Genomic DNA, 20,149 nt, shown 5'->3' with positions numbered 1-20,149 from the left:
GCCGGCCCGTCAGCCGCCGGCCAACTCGGCGAGCAGCGTTCGCAACCGCGGGTCGGACGCCTGCGTGACGGTGCGGAACCGCAGTTTGACCGCCTCCCCGCCGCGGTGCCGAGCGAGTTCCCGCTCCGCCCCCAGCGACGCCACCCGTCCCAGCGCGAGCGAACCGGGCTCGACGGCGATCGTCAGGTCCAACCCGGCGGGGCGTTTGGTGTGCAGTTCGGCAAAGGCGTCGGCGTCGCCGTTACGTTTGAACGGCACGACGGTTTTCGCCGTCCAGGTCGCTGCGGCGTCCGGCACCGCGGCGGCGATGCTGTCGGCGAGGGCGTCCAGCACCTCCGGCTTCCACTTCGGCCCGCGACCGACGAAACCCTGCGGCGAGGCGTGCCACCCCCGGCCCAGGCGTTCCCACGGGGCACGGTCGTCCTCCGCGTCGTCGGCGGGGGCGGCGGCGTCGAGATAGCTCGCCCGGGCTTCTTCCAGGAAGGCGCTGAACTCCGGCGTGGTCACCTCCTTCAACCAGTGCGGTTTGAAGGTGATCTCCTGCCAGCCGCCCGCGAGGTTGCGGGCCCGTACTCGGGCGTCTGAACCGTAGACCGGCAGATCCAGTTCGTCCGCCGGCTTCCAGGGGAAGCGGCGCCGCAGCGCGTCCTGATCGAAGGCGCCCTGCTTCACGCGGAAGGTCAGGGCGCAGAACCACTCCTGAGCGGTTTTGGCGTGCAGGAACCAGGTCGCCGGTTTGTCCTCCCCGGTCACCTCGACGACGGACCGCTCGCCCCAGTTTGGTGCCGCGAAGCCGCCGAGATCTTCCAGCGTGGAGACGACGTGCGCCAGCAGCGCCCCCTCCCACTGCGCCGGTTTTCCGTTGTGGGCGAGGCGGTCGCGGGTGTGCCACCGCACGCCGTCGGCCTGCCAGGGGGCCTGTTCGTCCTTGCCGAACCGGGCGAGCGTGGTGTCGCCTTCTCGCTCGGCCGCCTCCTCCTCGACGTTGAAGGCCGCCCGCTCCGCCCGGCCGCTCGCTTCCAGCACGGGCCGCAGCAGACGGGCGGTGTGACTGATTTCCGCGGCGTCCCGCACCACGTCCTCCGGCGTGCCGTCGGCCACGATCCGCCCGCCGCCGCTGCCGGCCTCCGGGCCGAGGTCGATCAGCCAGTCGGCCGTTTTAATCACGTCGAGATTGTGCTCGATCACGCAGACCGTGTTGCCGCGTTCGACGAGTCCGTTCAGTACTTCGAGTAGCTTGGCGATGTCCGCCAAATGCAGCCCGGTGGTCGGTTCGTCCAGCAAATACAGTGTCCGGCCGGCGTCCGGCCGGGCCAGTTCCGCGGCGAGCTTCACCCGCTGGGCCTCCCCGCCGGACAGCGTGGGGGCGCTTTGGCCGAGCGAGAGATAATCCAGCCCAATCGCCTTTAATACCGCCAGCACGGCGCGAATCTTGGGCACGTTTTGAAACAACTCGTAGGCCTCGCCGATCGACATGTCCAGCACGTCGGCGATGGATTTATCCTTATAGGTGACGGCCAGCGTCTCCGCCGTGTAGCGCTTGCCGTGGCAGGCGTCGCAGTCGACCCACACGTCCGGCAGGAAGTGCATTTCGATCTTCCGCTGGCCCATCCCCTCACAGACTTCGCAGCGCCCGCCGGGGCGGTTGAAGGAGAACCGGGCCGGTTTATAACCGCGGGCCTTCGCCGCCGGCAGCCGGCAATATAATTCACGGATCAGGTCGAACACGCCGGTGTAGGTGGCCGGATTGCTGGCGGGCGTCGCCCCCAGCGGGGCCTGATCGACGGCGACGATCTTCGACAGATGCTCCGTGCCGGTCAGCGAGCGGAACGGGCCGGGCGTCTTGCCGCTCTGCCCCAGCGCCCGGGCGATCGCCGGGGCGAGGGTCCCTTCGATGAGCGAACTCTTGCCGGACCCGCTGACGCCGGTCACGCAGACCAGTGCCCCCAGCGGCAGCGTGAAGTCGACGTTCCGCAGGTTGTGGTGCTTCACGCCCTTGAGCGCGACCGTCGGCCCATCGCAGGGCCGCCGCGTCGCCGGGACCTTAATTTCATCCCGGCCGGAGAGATAGCGGCCGGTGGTGGAGGACGCCTTGCGGGCGACCTGCTTCGGCGTGCCCTCGGCCGTCACGGTCCCGCCCAGTCTTCCGCTGCCGGGGCCGAAATCGATCAGCCGGTCCGCGGCCTCGATCACCTCTTTATCGTGCTCCACCAAAATGACGGTGTTGCCCAGGTCGCGGAGCTTTTTGAGAGCCTTCAACAGCCGCCCGTTGTCCCGCGGGTGCAGGCCGATCGTCGGTTCGTCCAGCACGTAGAGCACCCCGGTCAGGCTCCGCCCGACCTGTCCCGCGAGGCGGATCCGCTGCGACTCCCCGCCGGAGAGCGTGGGCATCGAACGATCCAGCGTGAGGTACGTCAGCCCCACCTCGACCAGGAAGCCGAGGCGGTGCGTCGCCTCCTTTAAAAGGTCGCCGGCGACCTTCTGCTCGCTCCCTTCCAACGTGACGGATTCGAGGAAGGCGAGGGCGTCGGTCAACGGCAGTCGGCACAGCGCCGGCAGCGTTTGGCCGCGGAAGCGAACGGCGGCGGCGTCGTCGCGGACGCGGTCGGCGTCGCACTGGCTGCACGGCTTGTCGCCGACGAGGTCCCGCAGGCGCTGCCGGTATTGATAACTCAGCCGGCTGGCCTCGGTCAGACTCGGGTAGAGCCCCTTATATTGAAAGCGGAACGGAGCGCCGTCCTGGGGCGTCGCCGTGACCCACTTCTCCCCGCCGTACAGCACCGCCCGGCGGGCGGTTGCGGGAAGGGCGTCGAACGGGGCGTCGAGGTCGATTTCGTACGCCTCCGACAGCCCCTCCAGAATCGCGACGAATTGAGGGTTCGTCGCCGGGTCCGGCCAGGCGGTGACGGCCCCGTCGCGGAGGGAGCGGGTCGGATCGGCGATGAGGGCCGACTGATCGGTGCCGCGTTCGTTGCCTAATCCCTCGCAGGCGTCGCACCAGCCCAGCGGCGAATTAAAGCTGAAGTTCTGCGGGGAGAGCGGCTCGAAGCTGCGGTCGCAGGTCTCGCAGGCGGCGTGCAGGCTGAACCGCTTTGTAGGCCACTCCGGCTCCGGCTTCGACTTCTCCGCGATCGCCACCCGGATCACCCCGCGGCCGAGGTCCAGCGCCTGCTCGATACTGTCGGTGACGCGGCCGATCTGGGCCGGGTCCAGCGTGACCCGGTCCACGACCACTTCTAAAACGTGCTCCTCCCGCCGGTCGAGCTTCGGCGGGTCCTCCAGCGAATGCGTGGTCCCGTCCACCCGCACGCGGCTGTAGCCACGGGCCTTCAGGCGCTCGAACAGTTCCTCGTACGTCTCGCCCTTATAAATCTCTTGCGGGGCGAGCAGCAGGGCTTTCGCCGGGGCGCCGTTGCCGAACTTTTCGTTCAGATTCAGGACGCGGGCGACCACCTCATCCGTCGTGCTGGTCCCCACCGGCGTGCCGCAGGAGGGGCAGTGGGGCGTGCCGAGGCGGGCGAAGAGGATTCGGAGGTAGTCGTAAACCTCCGTGACGGTGCCGACGGTGCTCCGCGGCGTGCTGCCGACGGTTTTCTGTTCAATCGCGACGGCGGGGGAGAGCCCGGCGACGGAATCGACCCGCGGTTTAGGCATCTGGCCGAGGAACTGCCGGGCATACGCGGACAGGCTCTCGACGTACCGCCGCTGGCCCTCGGCGTAGAGGGTGTCCATCGCCAGCGAGCTTTTCCCGCTGCCGCTGGGGCCGGCGAAGACGCTCATCTTGCCGCGGGGCAGCGTCAGATCGACGTTTTGCAGGTTGTGCTGGGAGGCGCCTCTGACTGTGATCGGCGGCGTCTTCATCGGCGGGGCGGGCTTGGGGGCGACCGCCGTTTTTCGCGTGTGCTCGTAGGCCGGCAGCACGTCGCGAAGGGCGCGGCCGGTGAAGCTTTCGTCGCAGGCGGCGACCTCCTCCGGCGTCCCGGCGACCACCACCCTCCCGCCGCCGGCCCCGCCGTCGGGGCCCATGTCGATCACCCAGTCGGCCGTTTTGATCACGTCCAGGCTGTGCTCCACCACGAGCACTGTGTTGCCTCGCTCGACGAAACCGTGCAGGACGTCGAGCAATTTATGCACGTCCGCGAAGTGCAGGCCGGTCGTCGGTTCGTCCAGCAGATAAAACGTGCTGCCGGTGCTCCGCTTGCCGAGTTCCCGGGCGAGTTTAATCCGCTGGGCCTCGCCGCCCGACAGCGTGGGCGAGGGCTGGCCGAGCTTCAGATAATCCAGGCCCACGTCCGCAAGCGTTTTGAGCAGGCGCTGAATTTTGGGGACGTTCTCGAAGTGCTCCAGCGCCTCGGCGACGTCCATCTTGAGCACGTCGGCGACGGACGCCCCTTTGAACTTCACCTCCAGCGTTTCCCGGCTGAACCGGCGTTCCTCGCAGACGGGGCAGGGGATCCAGATGTCGGCGAGAAAGTCCATCTCCAGCTTCGTCGCTCCGTGCCCCTCGCAGTGTTCGCAGCGGCCGCCGGGGACGTTAAAACTGAACCGGCCCGGTTTGAACCCCCGCAGGCTGCTTTGCGGCAGCTTGGTATAGAGGTCACGGATCAGGTCGAAAACTTTGACGTAGGTCGCCGGGTTCGACCGCGGGGTGCGGCCGATGGGGGACTGGTCAATATCGATCGCTTTATCGAAATGCTCCAGCCCGAGGATCTCGCCGTGGGCGCCGGGCTCCCCGAGGCCGCCGTTGACGTCGCGGTTCAACGCCTGCCAGAGGATGTCGTTCGTTAATGACGACTTGCCGGAGCCGCTGACCCCGGTGACGCACACCAACGCCCCCAGCGGGATCTCCGCGGTGACGTTTTTCAGGTTGTTGTGCGTCGCCCCACGAACGATCAGCCTCTCGCCCGTCCCGGTCCGCCGCTTCTCCGGCACCTCAATGGAGCGCTTGCCGCTGAGGTACTGGCCCGTGAGGCTCCGCGGGGCCTGCATCACGTCGGCGACGCTGCCGCTGGCGACCAGTTCGCCGCCGCGGACGCCCGGGCCGGGGCCGAAGTCGACGACATGGTCGGCGGCCCGCATGGTCTCTTCATCGTGCTCCACGACCAGCACGGTGTTGCCGCGGTCGCGGAGGTCGCGGAGCGAATCCAGCAGCAACGAATTGTCCCGCGGGTGCAGGCCGATGCTGGGTTCGTCGAGGATATACAGCACCCCCACCAACCCGCAGCCGATCTGCCCGGCGAGGCGAATCCGCTGGGCCTCGCCGCCGGAGAGCGTCGGGGCGCTGCGGTCCAGCGAGAGATAATGCAGTCCGCACTTCAATAGAAAGCCGAGCCGGCCGCTGACTTCTTTAATCGCCTCCGTGGCGATGATGCGATCGGTGTCGGAGAGGACCAAATCCGTGAAGAACTCCGCGGCGGCGCTGATCGGCAGGGCGCAGACCTCCGGCAGACTCAATTCGTCCCTCCCGCGTTCCTCGACGAATCGTTTTGAAGCGGTCCGCAGCCGAACGTGGTTCGCCTGCTTATTCAGCCGCGTCCCGCCGCAGGCGCTGCACGGGCGGGTCTGCATGAACTTTTCGAGCTGCCGCCGCCGCATCGGGTTTTTGGCCTCGCGGTAGGACTCCAGCAGTTCGTTCAGGAAGCCGGCCCATTCGCCGCCGTGCTTCCAGCCGCCGCGGCCCTTCCAATGAAAGGTGACGTGCCGCTCGCCCAGCCCGTCCAGCCAGGCCCGCCGGGCCGGTTCGGGCAGTTTCTGCCACGGGGTTTTGAGGAACGTTTTCTTCGGCAGGTCAAAATCCTCCTCAATCGCCGCCCCGACGCCCTCGTAAATGTGCTTCTTCCACTTGCCGAGATCCTTGAACGGCTTCAGCAGATTCAACGCCCCGTTGCGGACGGCCTTCCGGTCGTCCGCAACTAAGAGTTCCTCGTCGAACTCATGCCGGACGCCGAGGCCCTGGCAGGCGGGGCACATACCCGCGGGGCTGTTGAAGGAGAACAACTGCGGGCTGGGCGGCTCGTAGCTCATGCCGCTTTCGGGGCATGAATAATCGGCGCTGTACAACTTCTCCGCCCCCTCCTCCGGCACGACAAGCAACGTGCCGCCGGAGAGCTTCAGGGCCTGTTCGACGGCCTCGGCCAGCCGCGTGCGGCTCTGTTTGCCGGCGGACAGGCGGTCGACGACCACTTCGATCGTGTGCTTGAAGTGCCGCTTGAGCGCCGGCGGGTTCGACAGGTCGTGCACCTCCCCGTCCACCCGCGCCCGCAGGTGGCCGCGGCGGGCGAGGTCCTCGAATAAATCGCGGTACTCGCCCTTCTGATTCTGAATGAGCGGGGCGAGGATCGAATATTTCGCGCCCGCCTCCAACTGTTCGATGGCGGCGACGATCTGATCGGTGGACTGGGCCCGGATCGGCAGGCCGGAGACGTAGCAGTAGCCCTGACCGACGCGGGCGTAGAGGACGCGGAGGTAGTCGTAGACCTCCGTGATCGTACCGACGGTGCTCCGCGGGTTCCGGCCGGCGGTCTTCTGCTGAATGCTGATCGACGGGGCGAGGCCGCCGATGTAGTCCACCTCCGGCTTCGGCATTTGGCCGAGGAACTGCCGGGCGTAGCTGGAGAGCGATTCGACGTACCGCCGCTGGCCCTCGGCGTAGAGGGTGTCGAAGGCGAGGGAGCTCTTCCCGCTGCCGGAGACGCCGGTGAAGACCACCAGCCGGTTCTTCGGCAGCGTCAGCGAGACGTCCCGCAGGTTGTGCTCGCGGGCGCCGCGGACGGTGATCTCCGTCGCAGTCCCGCCCTCCTTTTTCTTCCGACGGGGGCGGGAGGAAGGGGCGGCGGTCTTCGCGGGCATCGACGGCGTTCGGCGGGAACCGGGACGGACCGCGGTCGCGCGGGCGGCCCCGTCGTCGCCGACGGGCGGCGGGCCTCCCTGCATGCCGCGGGCGATACCGACGCCACGCCTCGTTCCTGGCGGGAAACCGCCGAGGAACGAACCGGGGAACGTCTGTATCGGTCCGGCATTCTGGCCGGGTCGATCGAACCGTCAACCCGCACGCCCGACATCTCCGCCGTCGGGCGGGACGCGATTTAGCGGGTCGGCAGCGGCAGCGCGTCGATCGGCTTCGGGACGCTGACCCGGGAGCCGGTGGGGGTGAGCCGCCCGGTCTTCAGGTCCACGGAGAACGAAACGACGTCGTCCGTGTTCTGCCCGCAGGCAATCAGGAATCGACCGTCCGGCGTGAGGTTCATCCCGCGGGGGATCTCCACCGTGGCCGGGGCGATCTCGACTGGGGTCAGCGTGCCGTCGTCCGCGATGCCGTAGACGGCGATGCTGTTATGGCCGCGGTTCGTCACGTAGACGAACGATCCGCCGGGGTGCACGCGGACCTCGGCGGTCGTGCCCCCGCCGGTCCAGTCCTCCGGGAGCGTCGGCTTCGTCTCGATCGGCGTGAGCGTGCCGGCCTCGCCGTCCCATTTCAGGGCGAGCAGTTCGTTGCCCATCTCTAGGCAGCAGTAGGCGAACCGACCGTCCGGAGTGAAGGCGATGTGCCGGGGGCCGCCGCCGGGGGGCGTGTCCGCGACGCTGTGCTCGGACAGGGCGCCGGTCTCGGCGTCGACCTCGTAGACGAACAGCTTGTCGAGCCCCAGGTCGGCGAAGACGGCGAACCGTCCGCCCGGCGCCGGGGTGGAGCAGTGGGCGTGCGGCGCCGTCTGCCGCTTCGGATCGACACTGGACCCTTCGTGTTGGACGAAGCTGGCGCGCTCGCCGAGCGATCCGTCGGCGGAGAGCGAGAAGGAGGAGACGCTCCCGCCGCCGTAGTTCGCCGCGATCACCGCGCCGCCGCCGGGCATCACGTCGACATGGCACGGCCCCGCGTTCGCGCCGCCGGGGGCGACCGACGCCTCGCCCGTTTCCGTCAGGGAACCGTCCCCTTCGACGGTGAACTCCGTCACGGAGGTGCCCTCGGTCACGGCGTACAGCTTCCGACCGGAGGGATGAGCGGCGAGAAACCCCGGCCGCTCGATTGCGGCGGCCCGCGTGGGTTCGCTCAGAGCCCCCGTCGCCGGATCGAGCGTCGTCCAGTAGATGCCGTCGGCGCCCGTGCCGAGATAGACCGGGATTGACCCGGCAGCGTTCGATGCGGTCGCGGGGGAGTTCGCGGCGGGGTCGGCGGACATGGCGGCGAGGAGCAGGGCGGTGGCGAGCATCGCGGCACCATACCGGCGCCCGCCGCGGGGTGCAGGCGAGGCGGGGCTCGGGGCGTTCCCCGTGGCGCCGCCGGCGCTCGTCGCCATCCTTCCGGGAACCCGCCCCGCATCAAGCCGCGACCGTGTCCGACGACGCCCCGACCCACCGCGTGCGCGTGCCGACCCGCGTGGACTTCGCCGGCGGATGGACCGACGTGCGTGACTTCTGCGCGACCGATCCCGGCGGCGGGGCGACGCTGTCCTGTGCGATCACGCAGGCCGTCGAGGGCTCCGCGTTCTGGCGGAGCGGCCGGTTCGAACTGCTCATGCACGCGGATCTGCCGGCGGACAATCACCTCGGCAGTTCGTCGTCGGCGGGGGTGGCCTATCTGCGGCTGAGTCGGGCCGTCGCCGGCAAGCAGCCCGCCGAGCCGGTCGACCTCGCGGAGCGGGCCTACCGGCTGGCGGAACTCGTGGGGGAGAAAGGCGGCAAGCAGGATCATTACGCCGCGGCCCTCGGCGGCGTTCTGCACCTCCGGTTCGGGCCGGAGGAGACCCCCGCCCAGGTGCACCGGATCGACCTGCCGGTCGATCGACTGCGGGAGCTGGAACGGGCGGTGACGCTCTGCTACGCCGCGGCGGAGGAGGATGTCTCCTCCGGCGGTTCGCACTCCGACGTATGGGAGCGGTTCAACGTCGGCGAGCCGGGCCTGGTCGACACGCTTCGGGCGCTCCGCGAGACGGTCGCCCCGGCCCGCACGGCGCTGGAGGCCGGCGACTGGGAGCGATTGGGGGCGCTGACGAGGGAGAACCGGGAACTGGCCCGGCGCCTGGACCCGGGCACGGTCACTCCGGGGCAGGACCGCGTCTTCGCCGCGGCGGGGAAGGCCGGAGCCTTCGGCGGGAAGCCCTGCGGGGCGGGGGGCGGCGGCTGTTTGCTGCTCGTCGGTCCGCCGGACCGGCGGGCCGCGATCGAGGAGGCGGCCCGGTCGGCCGGGGCGACGGTCATGTCGTTCCGCGTGGCGGACCGGCACGCAGAGCCCTTTTCGTAGGGTCCGCTCTGCGGACCGCTTCGAACGATTCACCCTGCCCCTGCGGTCCGCAGAGCGGACCCTACTCCTGGGCGTCTTCCGGGGGGGCGGCGACGGCGTGGAAGCCGGCGTCCACGTGCAGGTTCTCGCCGGTGATTCCGCCGGCCGCGGGGCTCAGCAGGAACGCCCCGGCGCTGCCGACCTCCTCGGCGGTGATGTTCCGCCGCAGCGGGCTGAAGGTCTCGTACAGCTTGCTCATGGCGCTGAAATCGCCCACGGCGCTCGCGGCGAGCGTCCGCAGCGGGCCGGCGGAGATCGCGTTCACCCGAATGTTCTTCGGCCCCAGCTCCGCGGCGGCGTAGCGCACGCTGCACTCCAGCGCCGCCTTGCAGACGCCCATCATGTTGTAGCCGGGGATGACCCGCTCCCCGCCGATGTAGGTCATGGCGAGGATCGAGCCGCCGTCGGTCATCAGCGGCTCGGCCCGCTTGGCGAGGGCCAGCAGGGAGTAGGCGGAGATGTCCATCGCCATTTTGAAGCCCTCGCGGCTGCACTGATAGGTCGGAACCTTCAGGTCGTCGAGGCTGGCGAAGGCGATGCTGTGGAGCACGAAGTCCAGCTTGCCGTACTCGGCCCGCACCTTGTCGAACACTTCGTCGAGCTGCGCGTCGTCCGAGACGTTGCAGGGCAGCACAAGCTTCGGGTTCCAGCCCTCCACCACCTTCAGGCAGCGGTTGCGGGCCTTGGGACGCTCCGGGTCGGCGTCCGGCAGGTGGGTGAAGGCCATCGTGGCGCCGGCGTCGTGGCACTGCTGGGCGATGGCGGCGGCGATGCTGCGATCGTTGGCGATGCCGAACACCAGTCCGGTTTTGCCTTCCAGAGAGATCATCGGGGCCGGGGTCGCTATTGAGGAGTGGGGGCGGGGCGAAGGGGCGGAGACCGTACCGGCCGCCGCCGACCGCGGCTAGGTTGCCGCGTCCGTCCACCCCCGACCTCGCCCCCGCCCCCCCGCTGATGGACTCTGTCGAATCGCTCGCCCACTGGATGGCGGATCACGTCACCTGGGCGTCGATCCCGCTGGGGCTGTGGTTTTTGTCGCTGGGGCTGATCCCGGTCGTGCTGCTGTCGCGGAGTTCGCAGCCGAGCGGCAAGGTCGCCTGGGCGCTGTCGATCGCGGGGGTGCCGGTGCTGGGGGGGCTGCTGTATCTGGTGTTCAGCGCCGGGCGGGAGCGGAAGTACGCCGCCGCGAAACGCCGGGCGGATAGCAAGCTGAGAGACCTGCTGACCGATCCGGACGAGGAGGATCCCGGCGACGCCCCCGAATCGCTGCGGCAGGTCTGGGAGCTGTCCGGCGTGCTGGCCGGGCAACCCGCCGCCGGCGGCAACGCGGTGCGGAGCTACGCGGACGCCGCCGCCGCGATCGATCGGCTGGTGGAGGCGATCGAAGCGGCGGAGCGGTCCGTCTCCATGGAGTTCTACACCTTCCGCAGTGACGACACCGGCGCCCGCGTCCGCGACGCCCTCGCCCGAGCCGCCGCCCGCGGCGTGGAGGTCCGGCTGCTGTACGACCGGTTCGGCTCGCTGGGGCTGACGAAACGCTTCCTCCGTCCGCTGACGGACGCTGGCGGGCAGGCGGAAACCTTCGCTCCCCGGGCCAACGGGCTGGTCGATCGGCTCCGGTTGAACATGCGGAATCACCGCAAGATCGTGGTCGTCGACGGGGCGATCGGCTTCACCGGCGGGGTGAACGTCGGCGACGAGTACATGTCGCGTGACCCCGGCACGGCGCCCTGGCGGGACACACTCGTGGAAGTCTTCGGCCCCGCCGCCGGGCGCCTGCAACGGGTCTTCGCCCAGGATTGGTTCTACATCGTCGGGGAGGCCCTGACGGAGCCGCAGCTCTACCACGGCTTCGAGGACGTTCCGGCGCCGGAGGGGGACGAGTGGCTGCGCGACGTGGTGCTGCGGGTCCTTGCCGACGGCCCGGACCGCCGCGACCGGGCGCACGAGAGCGTGTACAGCGCCGCGATCCACGCCGCCCGCGAGACGATCGAACTGAGCACCGGCTACTTCGTCCCCACCGAACCGGTCGACCGGGCCTTGCAGTGCGCGGCCCGGCGGGGCGTGCGCGTCCGGGTCATGCACGGCGGGCCGGGCTCCCCCTGGGCGACCCGCTGGGCCGCCCGCTGGCAATACGCCGACCTGATGGACAGCGGCGTGGAGATCTACGAACGCCTCGCCGGCACCTATCACGCCAAGGTCCTCACGGTGGACGATCGCTTCGGACTGGTCGGCAGCACGAACTGCGACACCCGCAGTTTCCGGCTGAACTTCGAAGTCTCCCTGATCACGCTGGACGCCCCCTTCGCCCGTTCGCTGGCGGAGCAGTCCGCCCGGGACCTGGCCACGGCGACGCGGATCGATCCGGACGGTTGGGGGAAGCGCCCGTTGCCCCGCCGCCTCGGCGAAGCGGCCGCGAGCCTATTCAATCCCGTTTTGTGACCTGCGGACCGACGGCCGCGGCGGGCCCCTTGTCCGCCCAAGCCCCCGGGGGATACCCTATCCGTCAGACACGGCCCTCCGGCAAAGGATGCAGCGTTGAAGACCCCTCGCCGGAGATTCGGCGCCGCCGTTGGCGAGGCAGATCCGTCCGCGGTGGCGGCCCGTCCCGCGCTCGCGTTGGCGGGGATCGTCGCCCTGCTGGCCTGGATCTTCCTGCTGGATTTGATCTTCCCGCTGGGGGTGGCCGCGGGGGTGCCGTACATCACCGCGGTGCTGCTGGCGCTGTGGCTGGAGAGCGATCGGGTGCGGGTGGGCGTCGCGGTGGCGGCGGGCCTGCTGACGATCCTGGGCTTCTTCCTGCCTGAGCCGCACGGAGTGGGCTTCTGGATCGGCCTCGAGAACCGGCTCATCGCGCTGTTTGCGATCAGCGTGACGGCGGTGCTGGGCCAGCGATTGCTGATCCAGACGCGGGAGGTCCGGGAGCGGGAGCGGCGCCTGAGGGCGGTGTTGCTCGCCGCCCCCGACGCGATCCTGACTGTGGACGCCGACGCCCGAATCGAGTCCTGCAATCCCGCCGCCGGGGCGATGTTCGGCCGGCGGTGCGAACTGCTGATCGGCACGCCGCTATCGGCGCTGTTGCCGGACGTGGACGCCGATCAGCCGCCCGCCTCCCGGCTCCGCACCCTCGACGCGCAACGCTCGGACGGGTCGCGGTTCCCCGCGGAGGTCTCTATCAGTCGGTTCCCCCGGGCAGACGACGAGGCGGCGTTCGGCGGCCGCACCGCCGGCGACGAGCCCGGCACGCCGGAGCAGGTGGCCGTCGTCCGCGACGTCACCGTCCTCCGCGACGCCCAGCAGCGCACGTTGCGAACCCAGCGGCTGGCCGCCGTCGGCGAAACGCTGGCCGTGCTTTCCCACGAGGTCCGCAACGAATTGCTGGCCTTCCGCATCGGCCTGAAGATCCTCGCGGACGAACTCGACCCGCAGGCCTCGAAACTGATCGCCGATCTGCAGGCGAGCGAACTCCGCCTCTCCCGGCTGTTCGAGGACGTCCGCCACCACGCCGGCCCCATCCGCCTGAACCCCGGGCCCTGTCGGCTGACGGAGGTGTGGCGACGGGCCTGGAACGCCTGCGACCGCAACGGCCGTGAGACGGAACTGATCGAATGCTTCACTGGGGCGGGGACGAACCCGGGCGACGACGGCGCGACCTGCGTGGCGGACGCCTTCCGGCTCGAGCAGGTGTTCCGCAACCTCTTCGAAAACGCCCTCGCCGCCTGCTCGGATCCGGTGCGGATCGAGGTGCGGGTGAGCCGGGAGGAGGGCCTGAACGGCGAGGCGTTGCGGATCAGCGTCCGCGACAACGGCCCGGGGCTCACGCCGGAGGCGCGACGAAAAGCCTTCGAGCCCTTCTTCACCACCAAATCGGACGGCACGGGGCTGGGCTTGGCGATCTGCAGCCGCATCCTCGACGCCCACGGCGGCTCGCTGACCCTGCGGGAGCCGGCCAGTTCGAAAGGCGCGGGGCGGGGGGCTCAGTTCGACCTGATCCTGCCGCTTTCCGGAAACGCCTCGACGGCGGCGCTGCGGGAGATGATCGAGGTCTGAGCCGGCCCCCCGCTCAGCGAGGAGGCCGGCCCGACGGGGCGCGGCCGTTCAGGCGGCTTCCTGGAAGACCCGCTGCAACTCTTCCAGGCTGGTGACGCCCTCGGCGACCAGCCGCAGACCTTCGCTCTCGAAGGAGGGCATGCCGTCGGCCCGGATCTGCTGCTTGAGGGCCGATCCGCTGGGCTTGGTGCGGAGGATCTCCTTGACCCCGTCGGTCATCCGCAGGACGGCGAAGATGCCGGTGCGGCCGAGGTAGCCCACGCCGCCGCAGCGCCGGCAAGGTTCGTAGTCCTCCGCCTCCATCACCTCTCGGCCGGGCGGGCGGTAGAGCACGTCGGTCTCGGGCGGCAGATTGACCTTCGCCACCAGCTTGGGGTTGGGGCGGAACGCCTGCTTGCACTTGCCGCACAGCTTGCGGATCAGCCGCGGCTGGATCAGGCCGTTGACCCGATCGGCGATCAGCGACGGGTCGCCGGACCACTTGCACAACTGCCCGATGCCGGACACGAGGTCCTTCGCCGCCAACTCGGCGATGATGGAGAGGTCCTCGCCGAACTTCACGGCGCGCTGGGCCTCCTCCTGCGTCTTGATGCGGTTGAGGTAGATCACGTCCGCCTCCGCCCGGATCACGCGGACGATCGCGTCGTCCAGCGACTCGCCCTTATTGGGGGTGAAGTCAGTGAGCGTGTGCAGGTCCCGCCCGCCGAGGTCGCCGATCGCATAGATGTTGTATACGTAGCTGTCCACGCTGCGGAGCACGCCGAACGTGGTGGTCGTCACGCCGGAGAGCGGCGGGCCGACGATGAACAGCCCGCCCTTGGCGCCGCCCGCCATCTCGCGGATCAGCTCCTTGAGGTCCGGCGGGAAACCGAGTTCCTCCGGCTTCTCGAGCTTCTCGTTCTGGTTTTCGGCCCGGACGGTCAGCCGTTCGGTCTGGCCGGCGGGTTCGGTGTCGATGCGGAGGACGTATTTCACGCCGTCCAGATCCGCCTTGATGCCGCCGGACTGAGGTTGGTCGCGAACCTTCACGTCCAACCCGGCCAGCAGCTTGAGCACCTGGGTGATGGCCGCCGCCTGACGGGCCGGCATGCGGCCGCCGGGGTAGGCGACGCCGTCGATGTAGGTGCGAACCGCCGCGGCGGGGCCGCGGGTGTCCAGACGGACCATCTCGCCGCGGCGGGAGAGGGCGTCGGAGATCATCTCCCGGGCGGGGCCGAGGCCGACGCGGGCCACGGAGGCGTGCGCGCTCATGTCCACCGGATCGCCGGAGAGCGGGCCGCGGAAGGTGACGAGGTCGAACTCGGGTTCCTGTTCCTCGTCGTCTTCGGCAGGCTGTGGAGCGTTGCGGCGGCCGAACATGGTGCGTCTCCGGTCTGTGGGCCGGCGGATCGCCGGTCGCGGTCTCCCATCATCCCCGGCAGGGCGTCGATTGCCAATGGGTCCGGGGGGACGGGGCGCCGCTCGGCGCCGCTTCGCCGGGGGTTACCGCGGCTTCGCCGGTTGGGCGGGGGCGGCGCTGGCGCCGACCCGCGCCTGCCCGGTCGGACACAGGTCCAGCAACGGGCAGCGGGGACACTTCGGCGCCCGGTACTGGCAGACCCGCTGGCCGAGGAACATCAGCAGTTCGTGGTGGTCGTAGACCTGCTGGCCGTCCCAGTCGTCCGGCAGCAGGGCTTCGAGTCGGGCGTGGGAGGGGCCGACGGCAAGCGACTTCGGAATCAGCCCCACCCGCTGGGCGACGCGGTGATGGTGGCTGTCCACCGGCAGCGCCGGCCGCCGCAGCCGGGAGAAACTGAGAACCGCGGCGCTGGTCTTCGGGCCGACGCCCGACAGCTCTTCCAGCCACGCCCGGGCCTCGGGGACCGGCAGGTCGGCGAGGAAGTCGAGCGCGTCGTCGTCGACGTGCCCGCGGGCCTCGGCGATGCGACGCAGGATCTCCTGGAGCCGCGGGGCCTTCTGCTCCGGCCAGGTGCAGGGGGCGAGTTCCTCTTCGACCTGCTCCGTCGGGGCGTCGCGGACCTGTTCCCAGGTGGAGAACCGCTTTCGCAGCTGCTTGAACGCCCGGCCGCTGTCCGCATTGCGGGTGCGGTGCGACAGGAACGAACTGACCAGCTCCGCCATCGGCGAGAGGCTGTGAAAGTAGGGCACCGGGCAGCCGTACTCCTTGCACAGCCGGCGGTGGATCTCCAGCGCCAGCGCCGACTTCTCGGCCTGCACGGCGGCAGCGGGGACGACAGGCATGAGCGGCGACCGGGGCGGGAGCGGACGCGCCACCATCCCCCACCGCGGAGGGGCTTCGCATCAGACGCGAGCGGCGCCTCCCGCTGGGGGAACGGCGGGGGGAGCCCGGGGGGAGCCGCCCGTCAGGCGTCGCGGCCGGGGGTGCGACGCCGCTGTTTCTTCTCGGACCGCTCCTTCTTCGCCGCCAGTCGACGACGCTGGGAGCCCTTCGTGGGCTTGGTCTTCCGGCGGGTCTTCGGCGGCCGGGCGACGTTGGAGAGCATGTCCCGCAGGCGTTCCAGCACCGCCTCCCGGTTGCTGGGCTGGTCGCGGTATTCGTCGCAGTTCATCACCAACTCGCCGTCGTTGTTGATGCGGGTGCGGTACTGCTGGCAGAACCGCTCCTTCACGCCCTCCGGCAGGCTGGGGCTGTTGACCACCGGCCACCGCAGGACCGCTTTGGTCTCCACCTTGTTGACGTTCTGCCCGCCCGGCCCGCTGCTGCGGGCGTAGGTGAGCGTGAACTCGTCCGTCGGCACCCGCAGCGTCTGCGTGACGGTCAGATGCGACGGCAGCGACATAACGGGCGAGGCGAGGGCGAGGCGAGCGGGGGGCGTCAGCCCCCTGAGACACGGGGAGCGGCGGCATCGTACCGGCCCCGATTCGGAGAACAGGACGATTCTCCCCGCGATCGGACCGCGAACGGCGTAAGAAGCTGTCGGCCGGGACGAATCCCCCTGCCGTATCCAAGTCCTATCGCGAACCCCGATGATCCACTTCGACCCCGTCTACTTCCTTCTCGCCCTCCCGCCGTTGGCCCTGATGCTGTGGGCCCAGTGGCGGGTGAAGAGCAACGTTGCCGCCGGCGGCCGCGTGGGGGCGAACATGACCGGCGCCGCCGCAGCCCGGCTGATCCTCGACCGGGCCGGCTTGCAGCACGTCCGCATCGAGCCGGTGGAGGGCGAGTTGTCCGACCACTACGATCCCCGCGACAAGACGCTGCGGCTCTCGCCGGAGATCTACGGCCGCCGCAGCGCCGCCGCGGTTGGCATCGCCGCTCACGAGGCCGGGCACGCGTTGCAGGACGCCACCAACTACGGCCCGATGGCCCTGCGGGCGATGGCCGTGCCCGCCGCGACCGCCGGCGGCAAGATCGCCAGTATCGCCGTCCTGGGCGGGTTCCTGGCGATGTGGATCGGGGCGTACAGCTTCGCCCAACCGCTGATTCTGCTGGGCATCCTGGGGTACGGGGCGATTCTTGCCTTTCAGGTAATCAACCTGCCGGTCGAGTTCGACGCCAGCAACCGGGCCAAGCGGCTGGTGACGGAACTGGGCATCGTGGACGCCGAGGGCGGCCGCTGGGTCAACAAGTGCCTGAACGCCGCCGCGTGGACCTACGTCGCCGCCACCCTCAGCACCGCCGCGACGATGCTGTACTACATTCTCGTCTACAGCCGCATGAACAACCAGCGGTAGCCGCGCCGCCTGTCGGCGACGGCGAACCGGGGCGGGCGGAGCAGGGCGGCGGGGTTAGGACCCCCGCCGCACGCTGAACCGGGCGAGGCGTTCCAGCAGGCCCTTTGCCGGGGAATCCGGCAGGACGTCCAACCGGGCGATCGCGGCGGCGGCCCGTTCGCGGGCCGTCGCCGCGGCGCTTTCCAACGCCCCGGTTTGCTTCAGTAACGGCAGGAGACGATCGCGGGCGTCGGCGGTCGGATCGGCCAGCAGCGCCTTGAGTTCCTGGACCTTGCCGTGCGGCAGTCGGTCCCGCAGGCGGATGATCGGCAGGGTGAGCTTCTTTTCGACGAGGTCCGAACCGAGCGTCTTGCCCACGCAGCCCTCCTCCCCGACGAGATCGAGCAGGTCGTCGGCGATCTGAAAGGCGACGCCGAGGTCTTCGCCGTAACCCCGGAGGGCGGCGGCCGTCGCCGCGTCGGCTCCGGCGTGCACGGCGCCCAGTTCGGCGCTCACTGCCGTCAGGGCCGCGGTTTTGCCGGCGACGATGCGGAAGTACTCGGCCTCCGTCAGGTCGACGTTGCCGCGTTCGTGGATCTGGGTCAGTTCGCCCTCGCAGACGGCGTTGGTGGCGGCGCCGATCGCCCGGCAGGCGGCGGCGTCGACGGTCGCGGCGAGGTGAAAGGCGTGCGTGAACAGGAAGTCCCCGAACAGCACCGCCGTGCGGGGGTTCCAGCGGGAATGCACCGTGGCGACATGCCGGCGGACGTCCGCCCCGTCCAGCACGTCGTCGTGCACCAGCGTGGCGGCGTGGACCATCTCCACGACCGCCGCCAGCGTGTGATGCTTCGCGTTCACCCCCCCGCAGGCGGCGCCGGCCAGCAGGGTGAGGATCGGCCGCAACCGCTTGCCGCGGTACTTCGCCACATGGTCCCGCACGTCGCGGACGGCGGGGTGTGAGCTTGCCAGTTCTTCCGCGTACAGCCGTTCGCAGGCGGCGAGGTCCTTGCCGACGAGGCCGACGACTTCGGCGAGCAGGTCCGCTTCCGAGGCGCCCGTCCCCCCTCCGCGGACGCTGGTCATGGCGGGGGGCGGGGCGGTCGCGGCGGTCATGGGGGGGCAACCGGCGGCGGCGTCCGCGATTCACCCAGTCGCCGGGCCGGGCGCCACAAACCGGAGGCGACAGGTCGGATCGGACGGACGGCCCGGTCCGACGGCGTTTGCGGGGGCGGGGCGGGGGCACCAAGCTTCGCCCCCCGTCGCCTCTCCGACTTCGCTCTCTCGCCCAATTCGACCGATTATGCACGTCCCTCGCGCCGCGGCCCTCAGGCGACTGGCCCTCCTGCTCCTGACGACGAGCGTCCTGCCGGCGGCGCTGCCCGCGCAAGACGCCGTGGCGACCGAACGGCGTCTGGCCGGCGCGACCGACGCCGAGGTCCGGGCGTTCGAACTGGAAGTGATGGAGAAGGTCGCCGACCTGGCCCTTGTCCCGCCGACGCTGAACACGTCGCCGCTGCCGGAGTACGACTACGACCGGCTCGACTACGGCATGACGATCGGCGTCGCCGGCACCCCGAAGGGCCGCCTCTGGGCCTGCTGGGTCGCCGGCGGGGACAGCCCGGAGGCGTATTTCGTCCTCGCCACCAGCGACGACCGGGGGGAGACGTGGTCCAAGCCGCGGCTGGTGCTGGACTCCCACTCCGAGAACCTGCCCCGCGACCGCAGCATTCTCGTCGGCAACCTCTGGACCGACCCGACCGGCCGGCTGTGGCTGTTCTTCGATCAGTCGATGGACATGTTCGACGGCCGGGCCGGCGTCTGGGCGACGGTCTGCGACAACCCCGACGGCGACGCCCCGCAGTGGTCCCCGCCGCGGCGGATCTGGCACGGGGTCACGCTGAACAAGCCCACCGTGCTCGCCGACGGGCAGTGGATGCTGCCGGTCTCCCTGGACCAGCGCGGCGGGTTCGGGCCGTTCCGCGGCTGCTTCCCCGAACTGGACCCGCACCGGGGGGCGAACGTGTTCGTCTCCGCCGACGAGGGCCGCACCTGGGAGCGCCGCGGGAATGCCGTCTTCCCCAACCCCGATTGGCATGAGCACATGGTCGTCGAGCGGAATGACGAGTCGCTCTGGATGCTCGCCCGCACCTCGAAGGGGATCATGGAGAGCCGCTCGACCGACGGCGGCGAAACCTGGTCCGAGCCGACGGCGTCCGCGATTCGTCACCCCGTCGCCCGGTTCCACATCCGGCGGCTCCAGTCCGGCCGTCTGCTGTTGATCAAGCACGGCGACCGGATTGACGCCCACGCCGGCCGCGTCCAACTGAGCGCCTGGCTCTCCGCCGACGACGGCGCGACCTGGGAGGGCGGGCTGGTCCTCGACGAGCGGAAGGGCGTCAGCTACCCCGACGGCTTTCAGGCCGCGGACGGCACGATTTTCATCTCGTACGACCGGGAACGCTCCGCCCTCGGCGAGATCCTGCTGGCCCGCTTCACGGAGGAGGACGTACTGGCCGGGAAACTCGTCGATCCGGACTCCCGGTTGAAGCTGCTCATCAGCCGTCCGCTCGGCCTGAAGGCCAAGGCCCCGGGTCAGGACTGATCCGCGGCGCCCCCGTCCGCCGGGCGTCGCCAGTCGCCGCTGCGTCCGCCGGTTTTGCGGAGCAGGCGGACGGCCTCGATCGTCATCCCGCGGTCGACGGCCTTGACCATGTCGTAAACCGTCAGGGCCGCGACGGAGGCGGCGCAGAGGGCCTCCATCTCCACCCCCGTCCGCCCGGTGCAGGTCACGGCCGCGGTGACGGTCAGCCGGTCCGGCGGTTGGGAGGTGAAGTCCACCGTCACCCCGTCCAACGGCAGCGGATGGCAGAGGGGGATGAGCGACCCAGTGTTCTTCGCCGCCTGAATCCCGGCGATCCGGGCGACCTGCCGCACGTCCCCCTTCTTGCCGTCACCGGCGAGAATCAGGTCCAGCGTGGCCGGCTGGCAGCGGACGGTCGCCTCCGCGACGGCGGTGCGTTGGGTCACCGGCTTGGCGGCGACGTCCACCATCCGGGCGGCGCCGGTCTCGTCGAAGTGAGTGAGGGACACGGGGGCAGGTTGAAGGTTGAAGGACGAAGGCGAGCGGGGGGCGTCAGCCCGCCGTGT

13 protein-coding genes are annotated in these 20,149 nt (G+C 70.1%); 5 read left to right on the top strand and 8 right to left on the bottom strand.

The genetic code is table 11. From position 1 onward, the window contains the following. Positions 1–9: 9 nt before the first annotated feature. Both uvrA and CA12_RS21010 read right to left on the bottom strand, forming a co-directional pair. Positions 10–6,849: an excinuclease ABC subunit UvrA gene (gene uvrA / locus CA12_RS21015; RefSeq protein ID WP_145361078.1), complete on the bottom strand. Its 6,840-nt coding sequence runs from the start codon at positions 6,847–6,849 to the stop codon at positions 10–12. Positions 6,850–7,085: 236 nt separating this feature from the next. Next, entirely contained in the window at positions 7,086–8,207 is a 1,122-nt protein-coding gene (locus tag CA12_RS21010) for a lactonase family protein (protein WP_165700906.1), read from the bottom strand. 122 nt (positions 8,208–8,329) lie between these two features. Here CA12_RS21010 and CA12_RS21005 point away from each other — a divergent pair, with 122 nt between their 5' ends. Then, complete coding sequence (locus tag CA12_RS21005; protein WP_145361076.1) at positions 8,330–9,238, top strand: GHMP family kinase ATP-binding protein; 909 nt, start codon at positions 8,330–8,332, stop codon at positions 9,236–9,238. Positions 9,239–9,299: 61 nt separating this feature from the next. Here the strand turns inward: CA12_RS21005 and CA12_RS21000 are convergent, their stop codons facing one another. Continuing rightward, positions 9,300–10,106, bottom strand: a complete 807-nt coding sequence (locus tag CA12_RS21000; RefSeq protein ID WP_145361075.1) for an enoyl-ACP reductase FabI — start codon at positions 10,104–10,106, stop codon at positions 9,300–9,302. A gap of 80 nt (positions 10,107–10,186) precedes the next feature. On the opposite strand from CA12_RS21000, the gene cls reads away from it, so the two are divergent. Further along, the gene (gene cls, locus CA12_RS20995) at positions 10,187–11,719 is read left to right on the top strand and encodes a cardiolipin synthase (protein WP_145361074.1); all 1,533 of its coding nucleotides are present in this window, start codon (positions 10,187–10,189) and stop codon (positions 11,717–11,719) included. A gap of 153 nt (positions 11,720–11,872) precedes the next feature. Further along, complete coding sequence (locus tag CA12_RS20990; RefSeq protein WP_165700905.1) at positions 11,873–13,327, top strand: two-component system sensor histidine kinase NtrB; 1,455 nt, start codon at positions 11,873–11,875, stop codon at positions 13,325–13,327. Positions 13,328–13,375: 48 nt separating this feature from the next. Here the strand turns inward: CA12_RS20990 and CA12_RS20985 are convergent, their stop codons facing one another. The 3 genes from CA12_RS20985 to arfB all read right to left on the bottom strand — a co-directional run bounded on the left by CA12_RS20985 (position 13,376) and on the right by arfB (position 16,128). Beyond that, entirely contained in the window at positions 13,376–14,686 is a 1,311-nt protein-coding gene (locus tag CA12_RS20985) for an ATPase, T2SS/T4P/T4SS family (RefSeq protein ID WP_145361072.1), read from the bottom strand. Between the two features lie 123 nt (positions 14,687–14,809). Continuing rightward, positions 14,810–15,568, bottom strand: coding sequence for an endonuclease III domain-containing protein (locus tag CA12_RS20980; RefSeq protein WP_145361071.1), 759 nt, complete (start codon positions 15,566–15,568; stop codon positions 14,810–14,812). Between the two features lie 122 nt (positions 15,569–15,690). Further along, on the bottom strand, positions 15,691–16,128 hold the full coding sequence (gene arfB / locus CA12_RS20975; protein WP_145361070.1) for an alternative ribosome rescue aminoacyl-tRNA hydrolase ArfB: 438 nt from the start codon (positions 16,126–16,128) through the stop codon (positions 15,691–15,693). Between the two features lie 187 nt (positions 16,129–16,315). Here arfB and CA12_RS20970 point away from each other — a divergent pair, with 187 nt between their 5' ends. Then, positions 16,316–17,023 (top strand): zinc metallopeptidase, encoded by a 708-nt coding sequence (locus tag CA12_RS20970; protein ID WP_145361069.1) that lies wholly within the window; start codon positions 16,316–16,318, stop codon positions 17,021–17,023. 54 nt (positions 17,024–17,077) lie between these two features. Here the strand turns inward: CA12_RS20970 and CA12_RS20965 are convergent, their stop codons facing one another. Then, positions 17,078–18,115, bottom strand: coding sequence for a polyprenyl synthetase family protein (locus CA12_RS20965; RefSeq protein WP_242688065.1), 1,038 nt, complete (start codon positions 18,113–18,115; stop codon positions 17,078–17,080). Between the two features lie 187 nt (positions 18,116–18,302). Between CA12_RS20965 and CA12_RS20960 the strand changes: the two genes are divergently transcribed. Next, positions 18,303–19,604 (top strand): sialidase family protein, encoded by a 1,302-nt coding sequence (locus CA12_RS20960; RefSeq protein ID WP_207622059.1) that lies wholly within the window; start codon positions 18,303–18,305, stop codon positions 19,602–19,604. On the opposite strand, the gene moaC is transcribed toward CA12_RS20960, so the two are convergent. Then, positions 19,595–20,053, bottom strand: a complete 459-nt coding sequence (gene moaC, locus CA12_RS20955; RefSeq protein WP_207622249.1) for a cyclic pyranopterin monophosphate synthase MoaC — start codon at positions 20,051–20,053, stop codon at positions 19,595–19,597. The two genes, CA12_RS20960 and moaC, sit on opposite strands and share 10 nt — an antisense overlap. Positions 20,054–20,149: the final 96 nt, after the last annotated feature.

Source organism: Alienimonas californiensis (genome assembly GCF_007743815.1).
GTDB lineage: Bacteria > Planctomycetota > Planctomycetia > Planctomycetales > Planctomycetaceae > Alienimonas > Alienimonas californiensis.
Note: the sequence above shows the minus strand (reverse complement) of the source record. Positions and strands in the feature narration are given on the sequence as shown.